The 21,020-nt window shown below is 57.1% G+C and carries 22 protein-coding genes; 10 read left to right on the forward strand and 12 right to left on the reverse strand.

The window, feature by feature from the left end:
* Positions 1 to 7: 7 nt before the first annotated feature.
* Complete coding sequence (ydeE, locus tag EQV24_RS02330; protein WP_048972147.1) at positions 8 to 1,225, reverse strand: efflux MFS transporter YdeE; 1,218 nt, start codon at positions 1,223 to 1,225, stop codon at positions 8 to 10.
* 194 nt (positions 1,226 to 1,419) lie between these two features.
* On the opposite strand from ydeE, the gene eamA reads away from it, so the two are divergent.
* On the forward strand, positions 1,420 to 2,319 hold the full coding sequence (gene eamA, locus EQV24_RS02335) for an O-acetylserine/cysteine exporter (protein ID WP_130626103.1): 900 nt from the start codon (positions 1,420 to 1,422) through the stop codon (positions 2,317 to 2,319).
* A 37-nt stretch (positions 2,320 to 2,356) separates the two neighbouring features.
* Here eamA and marB read toward each other — a convergent pair whose 3' ends face one another.
* The 3 genes from marB to marR are packed head-to-tail and all read right to left on the reverse strand — an operon-like array spanning position 2,357 to position 3,443.
* Positions 2,357 to 2,575, reverse strand: a complete 219-nt coding sequence (gene marB / locus EQV24_RS02340; RefSeq protein WP_013096628.1) for a multiple antibiotic resistance protein MarB — start codon at positions 2,573 to 2,575, stop codon at positions 2,357 to 2,359.
* A 32-nt stretch (positions 2,576 to 2,607) separates the two neighbouring features.
* Entirely contained in the window at positions 2,608 to 2,988 is a 381-nt protein-coding gene (gene marA / locus EQV24_RS02345) for an MDR efflux pump AcrAB transcriptional activator MarA (RefSeq protein ID WP_008502237.1), read from the reverse strand.
* Positions 2,989 to 3,008: 20 nt separating this feature from the next.
* Complete coding sequence (gene marR / locus EQV24_RS02350; protein ID WP_013096627.1) at positions 3,009 to 3,443, reverse strand: multiple antibiotic resistance transcriptional regulator MarR; 435 nt, start codon at positions 3,441 to 3,443, stop codon at positions 3,009 to 3,011.
* A 256-nt stretch (positions 3,444 to 3,699) separates the two neighbouring features.
* Between marR and EQV24_RS02355 the strand changes: the two genes are divergently transcribed.
* Entirely contained in the window at positions 3,700 to 4,365 is a 666-nt protein-coding gene (locus EQV24_RS02355; protein WP_013096626.1) for a MarC family NAAT transporter, read from the forward strand.
* 82 nt (positions 4,366 to 4,447) lie between these two features.
* Here EQV24_RS02355 and EQV24_RS02360 read toward each other — a convergent pair whose 3' ends face one another.
* Positions 4,448 to 5,644, reverse strand: coding sequence for a sugar transporter (locus tag EQV24_RS02360; RefSeq protein WP_130626104.1), 1,197 nt, complete (start codon positions 5,642 to 5,644; stop codon positions 4,448 to 4,450).
* Between the two features lie 175 nt (positions 5,645 to 5,819).
* Here EQV24_RS02360 and EQV24_RS02365 point away from each other — a divergent pair, with 175 nt between their 5' ends.
* Together EQV24_RS02365 and EQV24_RS02370 are read left to right on the forward strand one after the other, a co-directional pair.
* Entirely contained in the window at positions 5,820 to 6,608 is a 789-nt protein-coding gene (locus EQV24_RS02365) for a PhzF family phenazine biosynthesis protein (protein WP_130626105.1), read from the forward strand.
* Between the two features lie 27 nt (positions 6,609 to 6,635).
* Positions 6,636 to 7,427 carry a PhzF family phenazine biosynthesis protein gene (locus EQV24_RS02370; RefSeq protein ID WP_057071885.1) on the forward strand — a complete coding sequence of 264 codons (792 nt, stop codon included), beginning with the start codon at positions 6,636 to 6,638 and terminating at the stop codon, positions 7,425 to 7,427.
* Here EQV24_RS02370 and EQV24_RS02375 read toward each other — a convergent pair.
* The 6 genes from EQV24_RS02375 to EQV24_RS02400 all read right to left on the reverse strand — a co-directional run bounded on the left by EQV24_RS02375 (position 7,424) and on the right by EQV24_RS02400 (position 13,271).
* Entirely contained in the window at positions 7,424 to 8,101 is a 678-nt protein-coding gene (locus EQV24_RS02375) for an SDR family oxidoreductase (RefSeq protein WP_130626106.1), read from the reverse strand. The two genes, EQV24_RS02370 and EQV24_RS02375, sit on opposite strands and share 4 nt — an antisense overlap.
* 1 nt (position 8,102) lies before the next feature.
* Positions 8,103 to 8,573 (reverse strand): YhcH/YjgK/YiaL family protein, encoded by a 471-nt coding sequence (locus EQV24_RS02380; RefSeq protein ID WP_130626107.1) that lies wholly within the window; start codon positions 8,571 to 8,573, stop codon positions 8,103 to 8,105.
* The gene (locus EQV24_RS02385; RefSeq protein WP_130626108.1) at positions 8,570 to 9,733 is read right to left on the reverse strand and encodes an exo-alpha-sialidase; all 1,164 of its coding nucleotides are present in this window, start codon (positions 9,731 to 9,733) and stop codon (positions 8,570 to 8,572) included. The genes EQV24_RS02380 and EQV24_RS02385 overlap by 4 nt, the downstream gene beginning before the upstream one ends.
* Before the next feature lies 1 nt (position 9,734).
* The gene (locus EQV24_RS02390; protein ID WP_013096620.1) at positions 9,735 to 11,147 is read right to left on the reverse strand and encodes a sodium:solute symporter family protein; all 1,413 of its coding nucleotides are present in this window, start codon (positions 11,145 to 11,147) and stop codon (positions 9,735 to 9,737) included.
* A 76-nt stretch (positions 11,148 to 11,223) separates the two neighbouring features.
* Positions 11,224 to 12,108: a dihydrodipicolinate synthase family protein gene (locus EQV24_RS02395; RefSeq protein ID WP_048972138.1), complete on the reverse strand. Its 885-nt coding sequence runs from the start codon at positions 12,106 to 12,108 to the stop codon at positions 11,224 to 11,226.
* A gap of 14 nt (positions 12,109 to 12,122) precedes the next feature.
* Positions 12,123 to 13,271, reverse strand: a complete 1,149-nt coding sequence (locus EQV24_RS02400; protein WP_102752193.1) for an iron-containing alcohol dehydrogenase — start codon at positions 13,269 to 13,271, stop codon at positions 12,123 to 12,125.
* Positions 13,272 to 13,444: 173 nt separating this feature from the next.
* On the opposite strand from EQV24_RS02400, the gene EQV24_RS02405 reads away from it, so the two are divergent.
* The 4 genes from EQV24_RS02405 (at position 13,445) to EQV24_RS02420 (ending at position 16,968) form a co-directional block, all read left to right on the forward strand.
* Positions 13,445 to 14,662, forward strand: coding sequence for a four-carbon acid sugar kinase family protein (locus EQV24_RS02405; RefSeq protein WP_130626109.1), 1,218 nt, complete (start codon positions 13,445 to 13,447; stop codon positions 14,660 to 14,662).
* Positions 14,655 to 15,641, forward strand: a complete 987-nt coding sequence (locus tag EQV24_RS02410; protein ID WP_102752195.1) for a D-threonate 4-phosphate dehydrogenase — start codon at positions 14,655 to 14,657, stop codon at positions 15,639 to 15,641. Before EQV24_RS02405 ends, EQV24_RS02410 begins: the two co-directional genes overlap by 8 nt.
* Position 15,642: 1 nt before the next feature.
* Positions 15,643 to 16,404, forward strand: a complete 762-nt coding sequence (locus EQV24_RS02415; RefSeq protein WP_029883777.1) for a DeoR/GlpR family DNA-binding transcription regulator — start codon at positions 15,643 to 15,645, stop codon at positions 16,402 to 16,404.
* A gap of 81 nt (positions 16,405 to 16,485) precedes the next feature.
* Complete coding sequence (locus EQV24_RS02420) at positions 16,486 to 16,968, forward strand: GNAT family N-acetyltransferase (protein ID WP_013096614.1); 483 nt, start codon at positions 16,486 to 16,488, stop codon at positions 16,966 to 16,968.
* Here the strand turns inward: EQV24_RS02420 and EQV24_RS02425 are convergent.
* Complete coding sequence (locus EQV24_RS02425; RefSeq protein ID WP_013096613.1) at positions 16,922 to 17,800, reverse strand: LysR family transcriptional regulator; 879 nt, start codon at positions 17,798 to 17,800, stop codon at positions 16,922 to 16,924. The genes EQV24_RS02420 and EQV24_RS02425 overlap by 47 nt on opposite strands.
* 99 nt (positions 17,801 to 17,899) lie before the next feature.
* Here EQV24_RS02425 and sad point away from each other — a divergent pair, with 99 nt between their 5' ends.
* Together sad and EQV24_RS02435 are read left to right on the forward strand one after the other, a co-directional pair.
* Positions 17,900 to 19,288: a succinate-semialdehyde dehydrogenase gene (gene sad / locus EQV24_RS02430; RefSeq protein ID WP_130626110.1), complete on the forward strand. Its 1,389-nt coding sequence runs from the start codon at positions 17,900 to 17,902 to the stop codon at positions 19,286 to 19,288.
* Positions 19,289 to 19,404: 116 nt separating this feature from the next.
* Positions 19,405 to 20,994: a methyl-accepting chemotaxis protein gene (locus tag EQV24_RS02435; protein WP_013096611.1), complete on the forward strand. Its 1,590-nt coding sequence runs from the start codon at positions 19,405 to 19,407 to the stop codon at positions 20,992 to 20,994.
* Positions 20,995 to 21,020: the final 26 nt, after the last annotated feature.

Raw genomic sequence — 21,020 nt, forward strand, 5'->3', positions numbered from 1 at the left:
CCTGCGATCAGGGTTTTGTAGGTCGGGTAAGCGCAGCGCTACCCGACACGCAATCTTCACGCTTCACGCTCATTCCACGCAGGATCATCAGCCAGGCAATGACGATAGCCGCCATCATAATCATAAACAGCGACCAGTGCGGCAAATGGGTCAGGATGATGCCGGTGATCATCGGGTTGGCCGCCGCGCCGAGCCAGCCCAGCGCCTGAGCTGAGAAGTAGCTTGCTTTCATACCCGGCGGGGCGATGTTGTCGATCAACATATATTCACCCGGTGCATAAATAATCTCACCCAGCGTAAAGATGGCGGCGGCGATGCCCCAGTAAATCAGGTTTTCTCCGGAGATCATAAAGCCACCCAACCCCACGATAAAAAACAGGGTGGCGGCTGTCATCAACGGGCGAATATTACTGGCAGAGATTTTGCGTCCGAGTGCGTACTGCAGCGTCACCACCACTGCGGCATTGACGGGCAGAACCACGGCGACCACCTTTTCGGCGAAATCACTGTCTGCATGTGCAGCCAGAACATACTGCGAAATACAGCTCGCGAACGACCCGCCGACGTATGACGCGAGCAGGCCAGAGAGCGTATACCAGAACAGCGCGCGGTCTTTCAGCAAAACCGACGGCTGCCACGTTGTCTTCTGCTCCGCGGCATCTAACGCAATGCTTTTTTGCACAAAGAAGTGGATAAACCCCAGCGGCAGAGCGGCACAGAACGCGGCCAGCCAGAACGGCAGCTGCAGGCTGTACATCACCAGAAACGTGCCAAGAGGCGGCCCGATCGTCCAGCCGATGTTCAAAAAACTGTAGTTCAGCGAAAAAACGCGGGCTTTTTCACTGGAGGTCAGCACGTCGGAGAACCAGGCTTTCAGCACCGTCGAGAACACAGAATAGGCACAGTTGATTAACGAAAAGAACAGCACCACCAGGGTGACGTTATTGACCAGCGGGATCGCCACAAAACCGGCGATAAACGCCACAATCGCGATCAACATGTAGCGCTTTTTATCGAACTTATCGGCCAGAATGCCAAACCCCAGGCTGAATACCACGCCGATGGTCAAGGCGATGGTCAGGGCATAACCAATATTCTCGACGCTCATGTTAAACACGCGCGTGAGATAAATAGTCATAAACGGCAGCGTAGCGCCACGACCGATGGTTAATAACAATGACGATGCCAGCAGCGCTGCGGTTGAGCGCCTGAGAGATGGTTTCATATTCCTGCCCGACAAATGCTTATGCTTTTTTATAGTGTGTCCTAAAAGGAGTATCACGACATAAGAAGCTTGTATAGCGCCCAATTTATCCGTAAGTGCTTCAACTGCCTGCCAGAATTAATGATCTTCTCGCGACGCACTTTTTTCTGTTACCTTGAAGTGTTAACAAATTATTAATAAATCAGGGGCAGGGTATGACGCGTAAAGACGGATTGCTGGCACTGCTGGTGGTCATCGTATGGGGACTTAATTTTGTGGTCATCAAAGTGGGGTTGCATAACATGCCCCCGCTGATGTTGGCCGGTTTGCGCTTTATGTTGGTCGCCTTCCCGGCACTGTTTTTTGTTGCCCGCCCGAAAATCCCGCTAACGCTCCTGCTGGGTTATGGCCTGACCATCAGCTTTGGCCAGTTTGCATTTCTGTTCTGCGCCATTAAGTTCGGTATGCCTGCCGGTCTTGCCTCGCTGGTGCTGCAGGCGCAGGCGTTCTTCACCATCATTCTTGGTGCGTTTGTTTTTGGCGAGCGTTTACAGGGCAAACAGCTGGCGGGGATCACTCTGGCCGTGTTTGGCGTGCTGGTGCTGATTGAGGCCAGCCTGAATGGTCAACACGTGGCGTTGCTGGGCTTTATGCTGACGCTGGCAGCGGGGCTGAGCTGGGCCTGCGGCAATATTTTCAACAAGCTGATCATGCAGCATGAAACACGCCCGCAGGTCATGTCGCTGGTGGTCTGGAGCGCGCTGATCCCGATTGTGCCGTTTATGGTGGCCTCGCTGATTTTTGATGGCCCGGCGGTGATGCTGAGGAGTCTGGTTGAAATCGATCTCACCACTATTCTGTCGCTGGTCTACCTGGCGTTTGTCGCCACCATTATCGGGTACGGGATCTGGGGTTCTCTGTTGGGGCGGTACGAAACCTGGCGCGTGGCGCCGTTATCGCTGCTGGTGCCGGTTGTCGGGCTGGCGAGCGCTGCGATTTTGCTGGACGAAAAGCTGAGTGCATTACAGCTGCTCGGCGCGGTGCTGATCATGGCCGGGCTGTATATCAACGTGTTTGGCTTACGCGTGCGTCGGGCGGCGCGAGTGCGGAATTAGGGCAGAAAAAAGCCCCGCATCGGCGGGGCAAAACGAATCAGAAGCCGTGCTGATTATAATAAGGCACGCCTAATTCGTCGGATTTGTCGCTACCAGACCCCATGTGGTTGAAATCATAAGGGGACTGGCTATGTGCTGACGGCAAAATCATCGTGTCATGATTATTTTGCTGCGTTGCACGAGGGGGTTGCTCCGCGAAGGTCTGGCTGGAAAAGAGCACCAGCAAGGCGAGGGCGGCGGAGGCGGTAACGTTCATGATTTCCTCGGTTACGTCTTTACAGGCGATGATTAACTACAATGTTTTAGCGGATACAGGTATCGGGATTCACCCGGCACGCTGGTGATACGATACTTATGAGGCGGCACGTCGAAGTAGTTCTTAAACGTACGCGTCAGGGTCTGTTGCGATTCAAACCCGTATCGCTCCGCCAGATAAAGGATCGGTTCATTACTTTCTTTCAGTTTTTGGGCAATTTCCGTCAGCTTGCGGCTGCGAATATATTGACCTAATGAATGACCGGTCTCTTTTTTAAACATCCGTTGCAGGTGCCATTTGGAGTAACCTGAACGCTCTGACACTTTTTCAAGGGAGAGCGGCGATTCCAGGTTATCTTCGATCCAGTCCAAAATGCTATGAATAGTGATAGCGTCAGTATTGCGTCTGGACATCGTCATACCTCTTTTTCTGTTTACGGCAGTATTTTCTTAAGCAAAAGCTCAAGCGTTGCCACTTCCTCTGCCGTTAAGTTTTTTGTTAGTTCCTGATGCAGTGTTTGTCCTACTAATTGATGACATTGTTCACACATATCCGCACCGTCGCTGGTGAGTGTCACCAGGACGCCGCGCTTGTCATTCGGGTTAGGGCTTCGTTCTATCCATCCTTTACAGACGAGACGATCCAGCATGCGGGTCAGCGCGCCCAGATCGACAGAGAGCACCTTTTTTAACTCAACCGGGGTGATACACACCTGGCAGCGAATGGAGCACAGCACTTTGAACTGCGTTGCGGTGATATCCAGCGGCGACAGATAGTCATTCAGCAGGCGGTCTTTTTTCTGATTAACCAGATGAATAAGACGACCCAGCGGAACAACGTCGTTGAAGATATCACTGGTGCTTTTCACAATGGTTGCCCTGGCAAGTAGTTTAATCACGGCAGATATTATTGCTCAGGCAAGTATAAGTCAACTGAATGGATCTGCGGATGCCACGAATTGCTAAAACGTTTCATGAACTTTTGTTGAGGTCTTTCAAATCATACAGATAACGCATGGTTATCGTTCCTTTATGAAAATAATCGTTACGTTGCGTGAATGGCTCAATGTCACACTTTCACCCTATAATTGCGGTGATAAACATGGATAAGGACAACGACGCACTATGTTGGATTTGATAAAAGCAATTGGTCTTGGGCTGGTGGTATTACTGCCGTTGGCCAACCCGTTAACGACGGTAGCGCTTTTCCTCGGGCTGGCAGGGAATATGAACAGCGCAGAGCGCAATCATCAGTCGATGATGGCCTCAGTGTATGTGTTCGCCATCATGATGGTGGCTTACTACGCCGGTCAGCTGGTGATGAATACCTTCGGGATCTCCATCCCGGGTCTGCGTATCGCCGGGGGGCTGATTGTGGCCTTTATCGGTTTCCGCATGCTGTTTCCGGCGCAAAAAGCGCATGAATCGCCTGAAGCGAAGAGCAAATCCGAAGAGCTGGAGACCGAACCGAGTGCGAATATCGCCTTTGTACCGTTAGCCATGCCGAGCACGGCAGGGCCGGGGACCATTGCGATGATCATCAGTTCTGCCTCAACGGTACGTGACGGCACTACGTTTCCGGACTGGGTCGTGACCGTAGCGCCACCGCTGATATTTGCACTGATCGGCATTATTGTGTGGGCATCGTTGCGCAGTTCCGGGGCAATTATGCGCTGGGTCGGCAAAGGCGGTATCGAGGCGATTTCCCGTCTGATGGGGTTCTTGCTGGTATGTATGGGCGTGCAGTTTATTATTAACGGCGTGCTGGAGATTATTAAGACTTACCACTGAGGTCATTGCCGGGTGGCGGGGCCGACGTTATTACGGGTTTGTAGGCCGGGTAAGCGTAGCCGCCACCCGGCACAAACAGACGTCACCCGTGCTGCCGCTGTTCCTCCAGCGCCACCGGCCATTTACGGAAGATCAGCACCGACCAGATAAGCGCCACCAGTGCCGGAATGGCCCCCAGATAGCCAATCGCCGACATGGACACGTGCAGAATCACCTGATTGCCCACCAGCGCACCCGCGCCAATGCCCAGGTTAAAAATGCCCGAGAACAGCGACATCGCCACGTCTGTGGCATCCGGCGCGAGGGCCAGCACTTTCACCTGCATCCCGAGACCGATAATCATGATCGCCACACCCCAGAACAGGCTGAGGATCGCCAGCTGGCTTTCACTGCCCGCGGCGGGCATCAGCAGCAGCAGACACGCCAGCAGCAAACCGATGGCGCTGCTCACCAGCGCTGAAGCGTGCTGATTGCCAAGCTTGCCGAAAAGAATACTGCCAATAATGCCCGCCCCGCCAAGGAGCAGCAGGAGAAGGGTGGCAAAATTGCCGCTAAAGCCGGCCACCACCTGAACGAACGGCTCGATATAGCTGTAAGCCGTATAGTGGGCGGTGACCACAATAACGGTAAGCAGATAAATGCTCAGCAGCGCCGGGCGACGCATCAACAGCGGCAGGCTTTTCAGTGAGCCGGAATGTTCGCTTGGCAGCTTCGGCAGCAGTTTTACCAGACACACCAGGGTAACCAGCGCTCCCATGCCAATGGCGAAGAACGTGGTACGCCAGCCGAAGTATTGCCCCACGATACGGCCAATCGGCAGGCCCAGCACCATCGCCAGCGCGGTCCCGGTGGCAATCAGGCTCAGCGCCTGGGCGCGTTTCCCCGCCGGTGCCAGCCGGATAGCCAGCGACGCGGTAATCGACCAGAAAACGGCATGCGCAAAGGCGATCCCGACGCGGCTTAACACCAGCACCGTAAAATTCCACGCCAGGAACGACAGCACGTGGCTGGCGATAAACAACGCAAACAGCCCGATCAGTAGCTTACGCCGCTCCATCTGGCTGGTCAGCAGCATAAACGGCAGCGACATCAACGCCACCACCCAGGCGTAAATGGTCAACATAATGCCCACCTGCGCCGTTTCCATCTGGAAACTCTCTGCGATGTCAGACAACAGCCCAACCGGAACAAATTCTGTGGTGTTGAAAATAAACGCGGCAATAGCCAGCGTGACCACGCGTAGCCACGCAACCCTGCGGGAAACTGTGTTCGTTGTCATAGGGATGTCGGAGATTCGTTGCAAAAGAAGAGGAGACGATCTTAAAGCCTTGCACGGCGAAAACTCAACCATTATGTGATGCAGATCTCAATATTTACCTTATGAAAGCGGTAGCCGGAGGCAGGGTTTTCATTGAATATAAAAGAACACTCCAACAAAAACAGGCGGTAAGACAGTGCAGGAGATTGATTTTTATCTGGTCGATGCGTTTAGCAATGTGTCATTTGGCGGAAATCCGGCTGCCGTTTGCCCGCTCAAGGCGTGGCTGCCGGACGAAACGTTACTGAAAATGGCGCAACAGCATAATCAGTCGGAAACCGCATTTTTCGTCTGTACGAAAGGGGGCATTGAGCTACGCTGGTTTACCACGCTGACCGAAGTTAATCTTTGCGGTCACGCCACGCTTGCTGCGGCGTACGTTCTGTTCAATGAGCTGGACTATCCTGACTCGCGGATCCACTTCGAAACGGCCTCTGGCCGCCTGACGGTGAGCCGGGAGGGGGAGTGGCTGACGCTGGATTTCCCGGCGTGTCCCACGCATGAAGAGACGCCCCCGCCGGAGATGCTCGCGGCGCTCGGTATCCGCCGCTACGTTGAAGCCCGCAAAGGCCGCGCATGGGTGGTGGTGCTGGAAGATCGCCAGCAGGTTGAAGCACTCGCACCGACAATTTCAGCCATGACGCCTGGCGAACATAAGGTTGCCGTTACGGCACGGGGCGACGGGGATTACGATTTCGTCAGCCGCTTTTTCTCCCCCGGCGTTGCCGTCTGGGAAGATCCGGTGACCGGCTCTGCGCATACCATGCTCATTCCTTACTGGAGCGAAAAATTGGGTAAAACGACGATGTTTGCCCGTCAGGTTTCCGTGCGGGGCGGCGACGTGCGGTGCGAGCTAAAAGGCTCGCGCGTGCTGATGAGCGGACAGGCGTCATGCTATTTGAAAGGCACAGTTTTTCTGCGCTAGATACCTATAACAACAGAGGAAAAGACAATGCAGGAAATTGATTTTTATCTAGTGGATGCCTTCAGCGACAGGGCGTTTGGCGGCAATGCAGCGGCGGTATGCCCGCTGGAGGAGTGGCTTTCGGATGAGACGCTGCTCAAAATGGCGCAACAGCATAACCAGTCTGAGACGGCGTTTTTCGTACGCACCGACACCGGGTTCGAGCTGCGCTGGTTTACCACGCTGCATGAAATCAACCTCTGCGGCCACGCGACGCTGGCAGCCTCCCACGTGATTTTCGAATACCTCGATTATCCGCATACCGAAATCACCTTCACCACGCGCTTCGTGGGTGAGTTGACGGTGAAACGCAGCGGCGACTGGCTGACGCTCAATTTCCCTGCGTGGTCGACCGAGGTGGTCGACAATCCCCCGCCGGGCCTGTTCAGCGCGCTGGGGATAGACCAGGCTAAAGAGGTCCGCGTCGGACGGGATTACATGGTGGTACTGGAGAGCCAGCAACAGGTAGAGGCCTTAACCCCGGATATTGCAGCGATGGCACCGCTCGGGAAAATGGTCTGCGTGACGGCACCAGGAGAGGAGTATGACTTCGTCAGCCGCTTCTTCTGCCCGGGCGAAGGGGTACCGGAAGATCCGGTCACCGGATCCACGCACAGCATGCTGATACCGTACTGGAGCGAGAAGCTGGGCAAAACGTCGATGAACGCCCGCCAGGTTTCATACCGTGGCGGGGATCTGCGCTGCGAACTGAAGGGCGACCGTGTGCTGATTGGCGGCCAGGCGACGCTCTATCTGAAAGGGCGTATCTTCCTGCGCTAGCTGAGCGAGGCGCCGCCGCATATCACCATCTCCTGGCCCGTGATGGCGGCGGCTTCATCGCTGAGCAAGAAATTCACCAGTCCCGCGACCTCTTCTGGCGTGATAAGACGGCCGATGGGCGGACAGGTAGGCGGTGAACTTTCTCGCCCCGGTGCGCTAAGCATCGGCGTTTGGGTGGCGCCCGGCGCGACCACGTTTGCGGTGATCTCACGCGGGGCCAGTTCCGCCGCCCAGCTTCTGACCATCCCTGTCATCGCCGCCTTGGTGGCAACATACTGTGAACGACCTGCCGCCCCGCGGGAGGTTCTGCTGCCAATCGCCACAAATCGTCCACCGGCGGCCATAGCGGGCGCGAAATGGTTAAACAGGGCTTCGCAGGCCTGAACGTGCAGTTGCCACAGTGACGCGCCAACCCGGCTTTCCAGTTGCCCCAGTGGGGCGGCGGCCATCATCCCGGCGGCGTGGATCACCGCCTGCGGTGTCGCGATGGCGTGCAGGGCGCTGTTCAGCGCCTCAGGGTCGGTGATATCCACGCGTAACCCCGCAAAGCCAGGGGTATCCGGCATCACGGCGCGGCGGCTGAGTCCGGTGACCTGCCAGCCTTCCGCCAGTAAACGCTTAACGATGGCCTCACCAATTCCGGAGCTGGCTCCGGTCACGACGGCGTGACGCATGTCAGACCTCCAGCATTGAACGAGGAACTTTAAACACCGCTTTGCGCACGGTCATCGGCGCGCCGCTGGCGCACAGCGCCTGGTGTGGTTCTCCGGGAGAAAAGACCGCAAAGTCACCCGCGCCAAGGCGGATCCCGACGCTGTGTGCCGATGAGCTGGCAATGAACAGGTCCGCTTTAGGCTCTTCGTCATCCGGCTTGCCAACAGGGCGCGCGCCGGCATAGATGAGTTCTTCTCCCGCCAGCACAACCTGAATATCCGCCCACTGGTGATGGTACTCCGTATGCCGCTCTGCGCGCGGCTGCGTCTGCGCCGGACCAATCTGGCAAAACCAGGGGGCATTGTCCGGCTGCCAGCGGCCGTCATCGCGTTCGCTAAGCGCCTGCAGCGTGCAGTCCGGGCGGGACAGCAGGGCATACAACACCGGCGGTAACCCTGCCAGCGGCAGGGCGTCGAGATGTCCGATAATCATGCTGACTCCTTGACCCACTCGGGCGTCACCCGCACGTATTTTATGGCCTGACGAAAGTAGGTGTAGGCGATATGCAGGCTGCCATCCGGGCTCTGCTTAATGCTCGGATAGGAAAACTCACGGTTCAGTTTCTCCAGAGAGTTGTTAGTCATGCAGTAGCCGTCTCCCTCGTCCAGATGCCGTTGCCACGGCCAGCTTTTGCCTCCGTCCGGCGAAATGGCGACGGTCATCGGCGCACGCGGGGCACCCCAGAAGGCGGTTCGACCGTGGGTCACAACCGGCTCTTTACGGCCATCGCCATCGTCAATTTCATCGTACAGCGAGGTGCGACGCTCCTGCGCCCCGGCGGCGCTCATGAGGTTAAACACCAGCGCCAGCTCGCCACTGGCAAGCGTTGTCACCTGGATAGAGGAGTTGTTGTTAGGTAATACCGTGGGCTCCGGCACGGACCAGCTTTCGCCGTTGTCCGTTGACTGGCTGTAATAAATGTTATCCGCCCAGCGGCTGCGGAACAGGGCAACCAGGGTGCCATTGCGCAGCGGGGTGATATTCATATGGACGCAGCCCAGGCTGTCCGGCACCTCGACATCACGCCAGGTTTTGCCCCCGTCTTCGGAGATTTTCACCGCGCTGATGTCATCGTTACCGACCCATTTCTCACCCGGCCGGGTGCGGCAGTAAAACACCGGCAGCAGCCAGTTCCCGTTCTCCAGCACGACAATCGGCTGACGAATAAAGGTGCCGGGTTTATCGAGCAGGGTCGCGATGTCCCCCCAGGTTTTACCCAGATCCCGGGACTGGCGATAGCGCACAATAGCGGTGTCCTGGTTGCCGGAAATTTGCGCGGTCCACAGCAGCCACAGCACGTTATCGGGTGCCAGGAACAGAACCGGGTTCTGTTCGGAGCGCGTGGCATCATCCGACAGTTTTTCTGCCTCACTCCACTGCTGGCTTCCCGGTGACAGGCGCGAACCCCACACAGAGATATCCGCAATACCCTCCTGGGTACCGCCAAACCAGACGCACATCAGCGAACCATCCGGCAGCGGCAGCAGATTTGCCGCGTGGTTTTGTGGGCAGGCGGAAGGCAGCATGGCCGCCTCCACGCGCGTATCCTGTTGTGGGCGAATAATCCCGTCGCGGGTTACGGTTACAGACATATCAGACTCCATTGTTTTCAACGGGGGTTGGCGCTTTACCCTGTGCCTTTCCCGGAATGAGACGGTCGATGACCATGATGACCGCAGGGGTCAGCAGGGCGATGTACATATTGTTAATGCCAAACGGATCGCCCAGCAGATACCAGACAGAGGTCACGACGCAGGCGCCGATCAGCCCAGCATTGGCTCCGCGAGTACTGCGGAAGAACGGGGCGTAGAACGCGATGACCGCCACGACGGAAATCGACAGACGAATGGCGCGGGTAAAGAACGACAGCTTTAGCACTTCAGGCACCAGCAGAACAAAAATCAGCGGCAGGAAACCAATCAGCAGGGAGATCCAGCGGGTAGCTTTAAACTCCTGCTCGGGGGTCGGGTTGCGCATCGGCACGTAGAAATCTTTGACCACCAGGGAGGCAATGGCGAGCGCCACGGTACTGACGCTGACGAAGATGGACGCCACCAGAGAGGTGGTGACCAGACCGGCCAGCCACGGGTTCATATCCTGCAGGAAAATCGGCATCGCATACAGGCTGTCGATCTCCGGATGCAGGTATTTTGCCGCCACGCCAATCACCGCAATGGCCAGCGCGATCGGCAGGCAGAAGAAGAACGCGACCCAGGTGGAGCGTTTGGCCGATTTAACATCTTTAGTGGAGGAGATGGCCTGGATCACAAACTGGGTGCAGAAGATGGAGCCAATGGTGCCGATAAGCCACGCGAAAATGGTCGACGCGCCGATGTTGCCATCCCAGGTCCAGTAGAAGTCCGGCATGTTTTCGATCATCGGCGTGAAACCGCCGGTTTTGGATAACGCAAAACCCATAATGGCCAGAATGCCGAAGTATTTCAGCGCACTGTGCAGCACAGTTACCCACGCCACGCCTTTCATGCCGCCGAAGGCGAAATAGAAGGTACTGACGATAGCCGTAATGAAAGCGGCAACGGGCAGATTGACTTTCAGTACGGTAGAAATGGCTGCTGCGCCACTGACGTAATTCCCCACGTTCACCAGCAGCAGGGCGTAGATCATGATGAGGGAGATAATGTTTTTGGTGCTGTTACCGTACTTTTCAGCAATCGCACCCGAGATGGTGATTTTCCCGGTGTTGTATATGCGTTTTACCAGTAACAGACCAAAAAGCGGAAAGCCAATCGCGGCACCGATGACGGACCATGACGCAGCAAACCCGTCCTCAAACGCCGCCTGCGCGGTGCCGATGGTGGATTTAGCGCCGATATACTCGGACATCAGCAGGATCCCGACAATAAACGCCGGCATCGCGCGGGAGCCTTCCATAAAGTCCCCGGAGTTTTTACTGCGGATCCGGAAGGTCAGCCAGGTGGTGAACAGGATGTAGGCAATGACTATGCCCACAATGATCAGGGTATCTTCAGCGGTAAAATTATTCATCTTTGCCTCTCTTCAGGGCGAGTGAATCCTGGGCACCTCAGGTACCCGGTATTCTTATTGACGAAACCAACGCCGTTTAGCTAAGTGACGTTGTCACTATCTGGCGAATCTGTTGGCACTGCTGCTCGCTAAACGCCACGGCATAGCGACTCTCTCCGACATCCTCGCCCATGATTTGCAGGGCCTTTTTAACAGCGGCAGGGGAAAACGCCACGCTGTACAGCTCGGTGCGGAGCCGGGTGACGCGCTCCTGCGCCTGCCGGGAACCTTCAACATCACCCGCGTTAAAGCGTGACCAGATGGCGTTGATCGCCGCTGGCGCCACGTTTGCCAGCCCGGAAATACAGGCTGAACATCCCTCGACGAAGCCCTGATGGATCAGTGAATCCGGTCCGTTCAGCACGTCGAACCCGTCAATGTCGCTTACCGCGTTGAGGAAACCGCGCAGGCTTTCATAGCTCCCGGCACTGTCTTTAATACCTGAGATGTTGGGATGTTCGGCCAGCGCCCGTACCGTGGCGGGCTCAAGGGTGTTGCCGGTCCGCGCCGGAATGTTGTACAGAAAGACCGGTACGGTTAGCGCGTCAGCGACGGCGGTGTAGTGTGCGATGAGTTCAGACTGTTTCAGCGGCACGAAGTAAGGGGTGATGACGGAAACCGCATCCACACCCAGCGCGGCGATCTGTTTTCCCAGCCGGATGGTGTCGCGGGTGGAGATTTCGCCAATATGCGCCACGACGGGCGCGCGTCCGGCGACGGTTTCCACACAGGTCCGGGTGACCGCGATTTTTTCCGCTTCGTTCAGGACAAAGAACTCGCCGTTGGTTCCGCCGCAAAAAATGCCGTTTCCGGCGTCCAGCTGCCGGGCAACCTGCCGCGTTAAGCCGGGAAGGTTGAGTTCGCCTTCCGCGTCAAAGGGGGTGACGATGGCCGTCAGCACGCCCTTGATGTTGTTACGCATTTCTTACTCCTTGACTATGCATGTTCAGGAAACAGTGTCCGGTAAATCGCCTGCACCTCGTCGTGATTCACCTGACAGGGGGCATTGTTCATTAACCGTTTAACGTTCAGGGCGGCATCGCTCAGGGAAGCGATGTCTTCGCGCGGCACGCCCAGGGACTCAAGGTTGTCCGGCAGGTTGAGCCGACGAACCAGCGCGGCAAAGTACTCCACCAGCGCGTGAGATTTTTCGTCATCGGACAGGCTGCTGTCTGTGCCTGGCACGAGATCCCAGACCTGCGCAAATTTTGTCACGCAGTGGGGACGAACCACCCTCATGCAGGGCGCCAGAAGAATGGCGTTGGCCACGCCATGCGGCAGGTGATATCTCCCGCCAAGCGGATAAGACAGGGCGTGAACCAGGTGTGTGCCGGCATGCGCAATCGCGACCCCGCCGTAATAAGAGGCCCACAGCATTTCCAGCTTTGCCAGCAGGTTGCCCGGCTCAGCGCAGGCCGTTTCAATGTTCTTCAGCAGCTTAGCGAGCCCGGTCAACGCCGCGTTATCGCTGACCGGGTTGGCGACCGTGGCGGTGAAGCACTCAATCAGATGGCACAGGGCATCGATGCCGGTGGAGGAAGCAATATGCGCGGGCATGCTGGTGGTCAGTTCCGGCAGCAGGGCGACGTAATCGGGCAGCAGGACCGGAGAGATAATACCGACCTTCGTGTTTTGCTCCGGTATCGCCAGAATAGCGTTCGGCGTGGCCTCCGACCCGGTTCCGGCGGTGGCGGGGATCAGAAGTGAGGAGATGCGTGCCACCGGTTTTACCCCTGCCAGCAGGCTGTCCAGCCCCGGTGACAGCGGGTGACAAAGCACGGAGAGCAGTTTCGCCACATCCAGTACGCTGCCGCCGCCGATCCCGACCACGACATCAAACGATCCGCTGTTTAACCCCGCGAGCAACTGGCTGACATCGTGGTGGGAGGGTTCAGGCGGCACCGTGTCAATCACCGTAACGCGGCGGTTGTCCTCTTCAAGAATTGAACGGATCTGTTTTGCCGCCTCCAGACGCGCAATGTTGCCGTCCGTAACCAGCAAAAGCTGCGCGTTATCGGTGAGTAATGGCCTGATGGCGGCGAGCGCATTTGCGCCGCTAATAATGGTGCTGTTGAGGGTAACCACGCTTTTCTCCTGTCTTTGTGTCCATGATTAAATTCGCTCAATCAAGACGCTTCATGGTCATCGTGTGGCTAAATTTATAATTTATTCGCAAACTGATTAACTTGATCTTGCTCACATATAATCAATCATGATTGAATATAATCATTAACAGGAAAAACGAGCCCGGAGTGGGAATGAAAGAAAACAACCTGTTCAGAGACGTCGTTGTCGTTGCAGATGACTTTACCGGTGCAAACGATGCGGGTGTCAGCCTGGCGCTAAGCGGCAAGAAGGTCAGCGTGGCATTCCACACCCCCTTTACCCAGCCGGTGGATGCACTGGTCATTAATACCGATTCCCGTGCGTTGCGGGCAGCAGAGGCGGCCGAAAAAGTGGCCGTACTGGGGGCGGATATTGCGGATGCGCGCTGGCTCATCAAAAAGATTGATTCCACGCTGCGCGGCAATGTAGGGGCAGAAACAGGCGTCCTTAAGGCAGTAAGCGGCAAACGGCAGGTGATTGTGGCGCCAGCGTATCCCGCGGCAGGCCGGATCACACGTCACGGCAAGTGTCTGGTGAACGGCATTCCGGTGGATGAAACCGAATTCGCCAGCGATCCGAAAACGCCCGTCCCGTCTGCCACGATTGCTGACCTGTTTACCGACGTGAGTTGTCAATCCGTAACGGTAAACACGCTGGCAGCCGAACTGGCGCAGGGAACGGAGTGGCTCATCGTCGATGCCCAGTGTGACGAGGATCTGGACGCCATTATTGCCGCCGCGCTGACCTGCCCGCAGACACCGCTGCTGGTCGGGTCGGCCGGGTTATGTGATGCGCTGGCACGCCATCTCGCCCCCGTGAAGCGTCAGCAACTGCTGGCGGTGGTGGGATCAATGAGTGAGATCGCTCAGCGTCAGATTGCGCTGGCCGCTGCAGAGCCTGCGGTTTCGTCGGTGTTTATTGATATTAATGATGTGCTGAACGGGGAGACGGCGAGCGCGCTCATGCGCATCACGCAGGCCCTGAAGGCGGGCCGTCACTGCATCGTTCATACCTGCCCGGACCATGAGGCGCGACATCAGGTTGAACGGCTTTGCGCGCAGTATCAAATGACCCGGACCGAACTGGGTGAAACGATCTGCGCCTTCCTGGGAGAGATTACCCGAGAGGCACTGACGGCATGTCCGCCGGATGCGTTGTATGTCTCAGGCGGCGATGTGGCAATGGCCGTCGCCAGCGCGCTTGATGCGCAAGGATTTGAAATTACAGGGCGCGTCGCAGGATGCGTCCCTTACGGCAAATTTCTGGGTTGTGCCTGGCACCAGCCGGTAATGACCAAAGCAGGGGGCTTCGGAAAAGAAGAGACGCTGCTTGAGGTGTTGCATTTTATCGAGGAGAGACTGAGTGACTAACATTATTGCTGTAACCATGGGTGACCCGGCGGGCATTGGCCCGGAGATCATTATCAAATCCCTCACCGGGAGCGAATTAACGGGATCCCCGGTTGTCGTGGTGGGCTGTGCCCGCACGCTCAGGCGGGTGCTGGATGATGGGATCGTGGGGCAGGCTGACATCCATATCATCAGGCAGGTCAGCGAGGCCCGTTTCGCACCCAACATGATTAACGTGCTGGACGAACCGCTGGCCGACCCTGATGCCCTGAAGCCCGGCGTAGTCCAGGCTCAGGCGGGGGATTTAGCCTATCGCTGCGTGAAGCGCGCGACGGAACTGGCGATGGCGGGGGACGTAAAAGCGGTTGCCACGGCGCCACTGAATAAAGAAGCGCTGCATCTGGCCGGACATCACTACCCCGGGCATACCGAGCTGCTGGCCCATCTGACGCACAGCAAAGACTACGCTATGGTGCTGTACACCGATCGGCTGAAGGTCATTCATATCACGACCCATATTGCGCTGCGTAAATTCCTTGATACGCTCAATCAGGATCGGGTAAAAACCGTCATCGGCATTGCGGATACCTTCCTGAAGCGGGTGGGCTTTAGCACACCTCGTATTGCGGTCGCGGGCGTGAACCCGCATGCGGGAGAAAATGGCCTGTTTGGCGATGAAGAGATCACGATTGTTGGCCCGGCCGTTGCGGCGATGAAGGCGCAGGGGGTCAACGTCACCGGACCGTGCCCGCCGGATACGGTATTTATGCAATGCCACGAAGGAATGTATGACATGGTCGTTGCGATGTATCACGATCAGGGGCATATTCCGCTAAAATTGCTCGGCTTTTACGACGGGGTGAATATCACCGCCGGATTGCCGTTTATCCGCACCTCTGCAGACCACGGAACCGCGTTCGATATAGCATGGACCGGTAAAGCCAGGTCGGAGAGCATGACGGTGTCTATTCAGTTGGCTATGCAAATTACACGGGAATAATATGAAGGGATATAACCGGTTAGAGCAGATAATGGATTACCTCAAAGGGCACAACCTGGTCACGGTGGATCAACTGGTGGCGATCACCGATGCCTCACCGGCGACGATCCGCCGCGACCTGATTAAGCTTGACCAGGAGGGCGTCATCAGCCGAACCCACGGCGGCGTTACTCTTAACCGGTTTATTCCTTCCCAGCCGACCACGTCCGAAAAAATGCAGCGCAGTCTGGCAGAAAAACATGCCATTGCCAGCGCGGCCGCGAGCTTTGTGAAAGCGGGGGATGCCATTGTGCTGGACGCCGGTACCACAATGATTGAACTCGCGCGTCAGCTCACGCATCTGCCGCTTCGCGTCATCACCAGCGATCTGCACATTGCGCTGTTTCTCTCTGAGTTTAAACAGATTGAAGTGACGATTATTGGCGGCCGTATCGATGATTCGAGCCAGTCCTGTATTGGTGAGCACGGGCGTCGGCTGTTGCAGAATGTCTGGCCTGATGTGGCTTTTGTCAGCTGTAATGGCTGGGATATTACCCGCGGTATCACGTCGCCTACAGAGGAGAAGGCCGCGCTGAAGCGGGATTTAATAGCCAATGCAAAACGCCGGGTGCTGCTGGCAGACAGCTCTAAGTACGGTGCCTGGTCGCTGTTTAATGTGGCGCACCTGAACACCCTGACGGATATCGTCACCGACAGCAGGCTGGATGAAGCGGCCCGGACCCAGCTGGAACAGCTTGAGACCCGCCTGACGCTGGCGTCATGACATAAGTTAAAACTATGAAGTCCGAACAGATGGCAGACGCTATGTTGAAGCCTGGCCTCAAAAAAAAGCAAGGAGCCTGCCATGTATTCCATTACCTCTGAATCTGCCCGTCATCCGGACATCCTCAAGCTGATCGCGGCGCTTGACCGCTATCAGAGCGAACTCTATCCCGCTGAAAGCAATCATCTGCTCGATCTGGCTGCACTGCCTGAAGCCTCGCTTATCCTGATGATCATTCGCGACCCGCAGCTGCAGGCCGTGGGATGTGGCGCCGTGGTGCTTAATGGCGACGGTACCGGGGAGATGAAACGGGTCTATATCGATCCGACCCATCGCGGGCAACATCTGGGCGAGAAGCTGCTTGCTGCCCTTGAGGATGAAGCCTTGAGTCGTCACTGCCACACCGTGCGCCTGGAGACAGGGATCAAGCAACACGCCGCCATTCGCCTGTATGAACAGTGCGGATATGAACGCCGTCCGGCGTTTGCGCCGTATGTCGACGATCCGCTGAGCCTGTTTATGGAGAAGGCTCTGGTTGTCGACGTTCGTTTAGCAGCGCTATAAACGCTTCGAGCTGGCGGGTCATCGCCCCACGACGCCACACCAGCCAGGTGGTCAGCCAGCGCCAGTTCTCCGCCAGCGGCCACGCCTCTACCTGATGATGCCCCGGCATGCTCTCAAGCATGGAGCGGGGCATTAGCGCAATACCCGCCCCTGCAATCACGCAGGCGAGCATACCGTGATACGACTCCATCTCATGGATCCGCCCGGGCGTGGCGCGGTCTGCGTGAAACCAGCTTTCCAGATGACGTCGATACGAACAGTTTGCGCGAAACGCGTAGACGTCGCTGCCGCTTACCTGCGCGGCGCGCGTCACCTCCGCATGTCCGGCGGGGGTGACCAGCATCATCTCTTCCCGGTAAACCGGCATGCCTTCCAGCTCCGGGTGTGAAAGTGGCCCGTCGACAAACGCCGCGCTTAAGGTGCCTTCCAGAACGCCGTCAATCATCGTTCCGGACGGGCCGGTAGAGAGCGCGAACTGAATGCGCGGATAGCGCTGGTTAAACGCCGCCAGACTTTCCGGGATCCGCACAGCGGCGGTGCTCTCCAGGGCGCCAAGGGCAAATAACCCCTGCGGCTCATCACCGGCGACGACCATGCGCGCCTCGTCAACCAGCGCCAGGATCTGCTTGCTGTAGCGCAGAAAGTTGTGCCCGGCGGGAGATAAGCGCAAACGCTGGCTCTCCCGGATAAACAACTCAACGCCGAGATCGGCCTCAAGCTGGCGGATGCGGGTGGTGAGGTTAGACGGAACGCGATGCACCTTCTGCGCCGCCTGGGTAATGCTGCCGGTCAGGGCAACGGCGTTAAACATTTCAAGCTGAGTTAAATCCATAGCATTCTCGATTTGTGAATAAGGTGGTTAGTATTATTCATTTTTAAGAAATAGCAGAGTGGGCCACAATCAATCAACCGATATTACGTGGAGAACATCATGACTTATTCATCTGCTACGCATGCCCTCTCTGTTAACCCGGCGACAGGCGAGACGCTGGCCACATATCCTTGGGCCACATCCGAAGAGGTCGAACAGGCAATCACCCTGGCTGATGCCGGTTTTCGCCAGTGGCGAAGAGAAAGCGTCTCACACCGGGCACAAAAACTGCGCGACCTGGGGGCAGCACTGCGCCAGCGTGGGGAAGAGATGGCGCAAATGATCTCCCGGGAAATGGGCAAGCCGATTGTGCAGGCGCGGGCGGAAGTGGCCAAATCTGCGGGTCTGTGCGACTGGTATGCGGAACATGGCCCGGCGATGCTGCGTGCGGAGCCCACGCTGGTGGAAAACCAAAACGCGGTCATTGAATACCGTCCGCTGGGGCCTATTCTTGCGGTAATGCCGTGGAACTTCCCGCTCTGGCAGGTACTGCGCGGTGCGGTGCCGATCCTGCTGGCAGGTAACAGCTATCTGCTCAAACACGCACCGAACGTCCTGGGTTCTGCAGAGCTGATTGGGCAAATCTTTGCTGATGCCGGTATTGCGCAAGGCGTCTTTGGCTGGGTGAATGCCACCAATGATGGCGTGAGCCAGGCGATCAACGATCGTCGTATTGCAGCGGTCACCGTCACCGGTAGCGTGCGTGCAGGTGCGGCGATAGGGGCTCAGGCGGGAGCGGCGCTGAAAAAATGCGTTCTGGAGCTGGGCGGCTCCGATCCGTTTATCGTGCTGAATGATGCCGATCTGGATCTGGCCGTTCGCGCGGCCGTCACGGGACGTTATCAGAACACCGGGCAGGTTTGCGCGGCGGCAAAGCGCTTTATTATCGAAGAGGGTATTGCCGATGACTTTACCCGGCGTTTTGTTGCGGCGGTTACGGCGCTGAAGATGGGAGCACCGGATCGGGAAGAGAATGATATTGGCCCGATGGCGCGTTTCGATCTGCGTGACGAACTGCATCAGCAGGTGCAGGACACGCTCGCGGAAGGGGCCACGCTGCTGCTGGGCGGCGAGAAAATCAGCGGGGAGGGCAACTATTACGCGCCAACCGTGCTGAGCCATGTCACCCCGACAATGACCGCCTTCCGTCAGGAGCTGTTTGGTCCGGTTGCGGCGATTACGGTGGCGAAGGATGCGGAACATGCCCTGCAGCTTGCCAACGACAGCGACTTTGGTCTCTCTGCCACGGTGTTTACCGCCAACGAAGCGCTGGCCGGAAAATTCGCCCGCGAGCTGGAGTGCGGCGGGGTGTTTATCAATGGCTTTAGCGCCAGTGACGCGCGCGTGGCCTTTGGCGGCGTGAAGAAAAGTGGTTTTGGCCGTGAGCTTTCCCACTTTGGTTTGCACGAGTTTTGTAACGTGCAGACGGTGTGGAAGAACAGAGTGTAACCGCCATCCTTACAGAGGCCCTGACGACGAGGGCCTCTGTCATTTCTCTGCAATGGTTCTGTCATTTTCGTTTCGTAGACTCGCACGCGTCTAACGTCTTGTTACTGAAGAAAATTATGAACCTAACGCAAATTTATCGTCGTATTGCGCAGCGCATTATCCCCCGCCAGTTTGGCCTGCTGACCGGTATCTTTTGTATTATCGGCCTCTTTTCCGCCCTGCAACTCTCCTCGTCGTTCCTGCTCAATGCCTCCCTTAAGGAAGCGCAACGCAACGAGCAGCAAAACCTGCTGGCGTACCAGCAGCAGAGCAAGCTGGATCTGGCTCGCGTTTCCCTGCTGGCCGCAAGCGATCTGCTTAACCGCTCCGGCGTCTGGTTTATGCAGGATAAAGAGACCGGCTCCGAGGGCAGCTGGCACAGCCTGATGGACGACGCGCAAAAGGCGCTGGCTGTTTCGCAGCAGGCGTGGAATGCCTGGCTGGCGCTTAATCCGCCAAAAGATGACGCCCTGGTGAACAGCTATCAGCTTTTTTACGGCGCGATAAAAGAGCAGGCGGAAGGGCTGGTGAAAACCAACACCATCGATGCGTTTTTTGCCGTGCCGGCGCAGGCGTTTCAGACCGACTTTAATGACAACTATGCCCGCTATCAGCAAGCAAGCGAGAAGCAGGCGCTCAAAGGGCGTCAGTCGTTGATTGCGCAGCTCTCCGGTCTGCAAACGCTGTTCCTGCTTGCGCCTGTTCTGTTGCTCGCTATTGCGGTTGCCGTCTGGTTCGGGATGTCCCGATGGGTAATTACCCCGTTGCGGCGCTTGATTGCGCATATCAACCGGCTGGCCGCGGGCGATCTCTCCGGTACCTCTCCTGGCGTGACGCGTTTTAACCGTGAAATTGCACAGCTCAGCGACAGTATTGCCACCATGCAGAACGGGCTACAGCAGCTGGTGACCCAGGTCAGCGATGCGACCACCGCCATGGTGGAAAATATTGGCGCACTGGCGCAGGGCAATCAAAAGCTGTATCACCAGTCGGCACGTCAGGCCAAAGAGCTGGAAGACGTGACGGCGCATATCGCGACCCTGGAAACTCACGTAGAAGGCAACACGGGCTATGCGAAGCTTGCCAGCTCGCGGGCGGATGAGGCGCGCCAGGCCGCGGCGGGAGGGGATCAGATGATGTCGACCGTCAATGCGTCGATGCAGGCGATCGTCGACCGATCCTCAGAGATGCGGGGGATCGTGGCGATGATCGACAGCGTCGCGTTTCAGACCAACATTCTGGCGCTGAATGCAGCAATTGAAGCGGCTCACGCGGGAAACCAGGGGCGCGGGTTCGCCGTTGTCGCTCGTGAAGTGGGGCTGCTGGCGAGGAAGAGCAGCCATTCGACGCAGACCATCCAGGAGCTTATCAACCGTTCCCTTCAGGGGATCGAAGACGGGTCACGGGCCGTTAACCGTCTGGAAGATAACCTGCAGCAGGTGACGGGGCTGGTGGGAACATTAAGCAGTTTGCTGAATGAGATCTCCGCGGCCACGCTGAGTCAGGGGGAGAGTATTCATCAGATGACGCGCCAGCTTCAGGCGCTGAATCAGGTGTCGCGACAAACCGACAGCCTTGTCTCTGACGCGTCTGATGCCTCTGAGCGCCTGCACAAACAGTCGGATCTTTTATTGCAGGCGGTTTCGCGTTTTCGTCTCAGTGCCTGACGCAACACATAAGCGTCTGTTATACT

It is taken from the genome of Enterobacter sp. A8, assembly GCF_004296595.1.
Taxonomy (GTDB): domain Bacteria; phylum Pseudomonadota; class Gammaproteobacteria; order Enterobacterales; family Enterobacteriaceae; genus Enterobacter; species Enterobacter cloacae.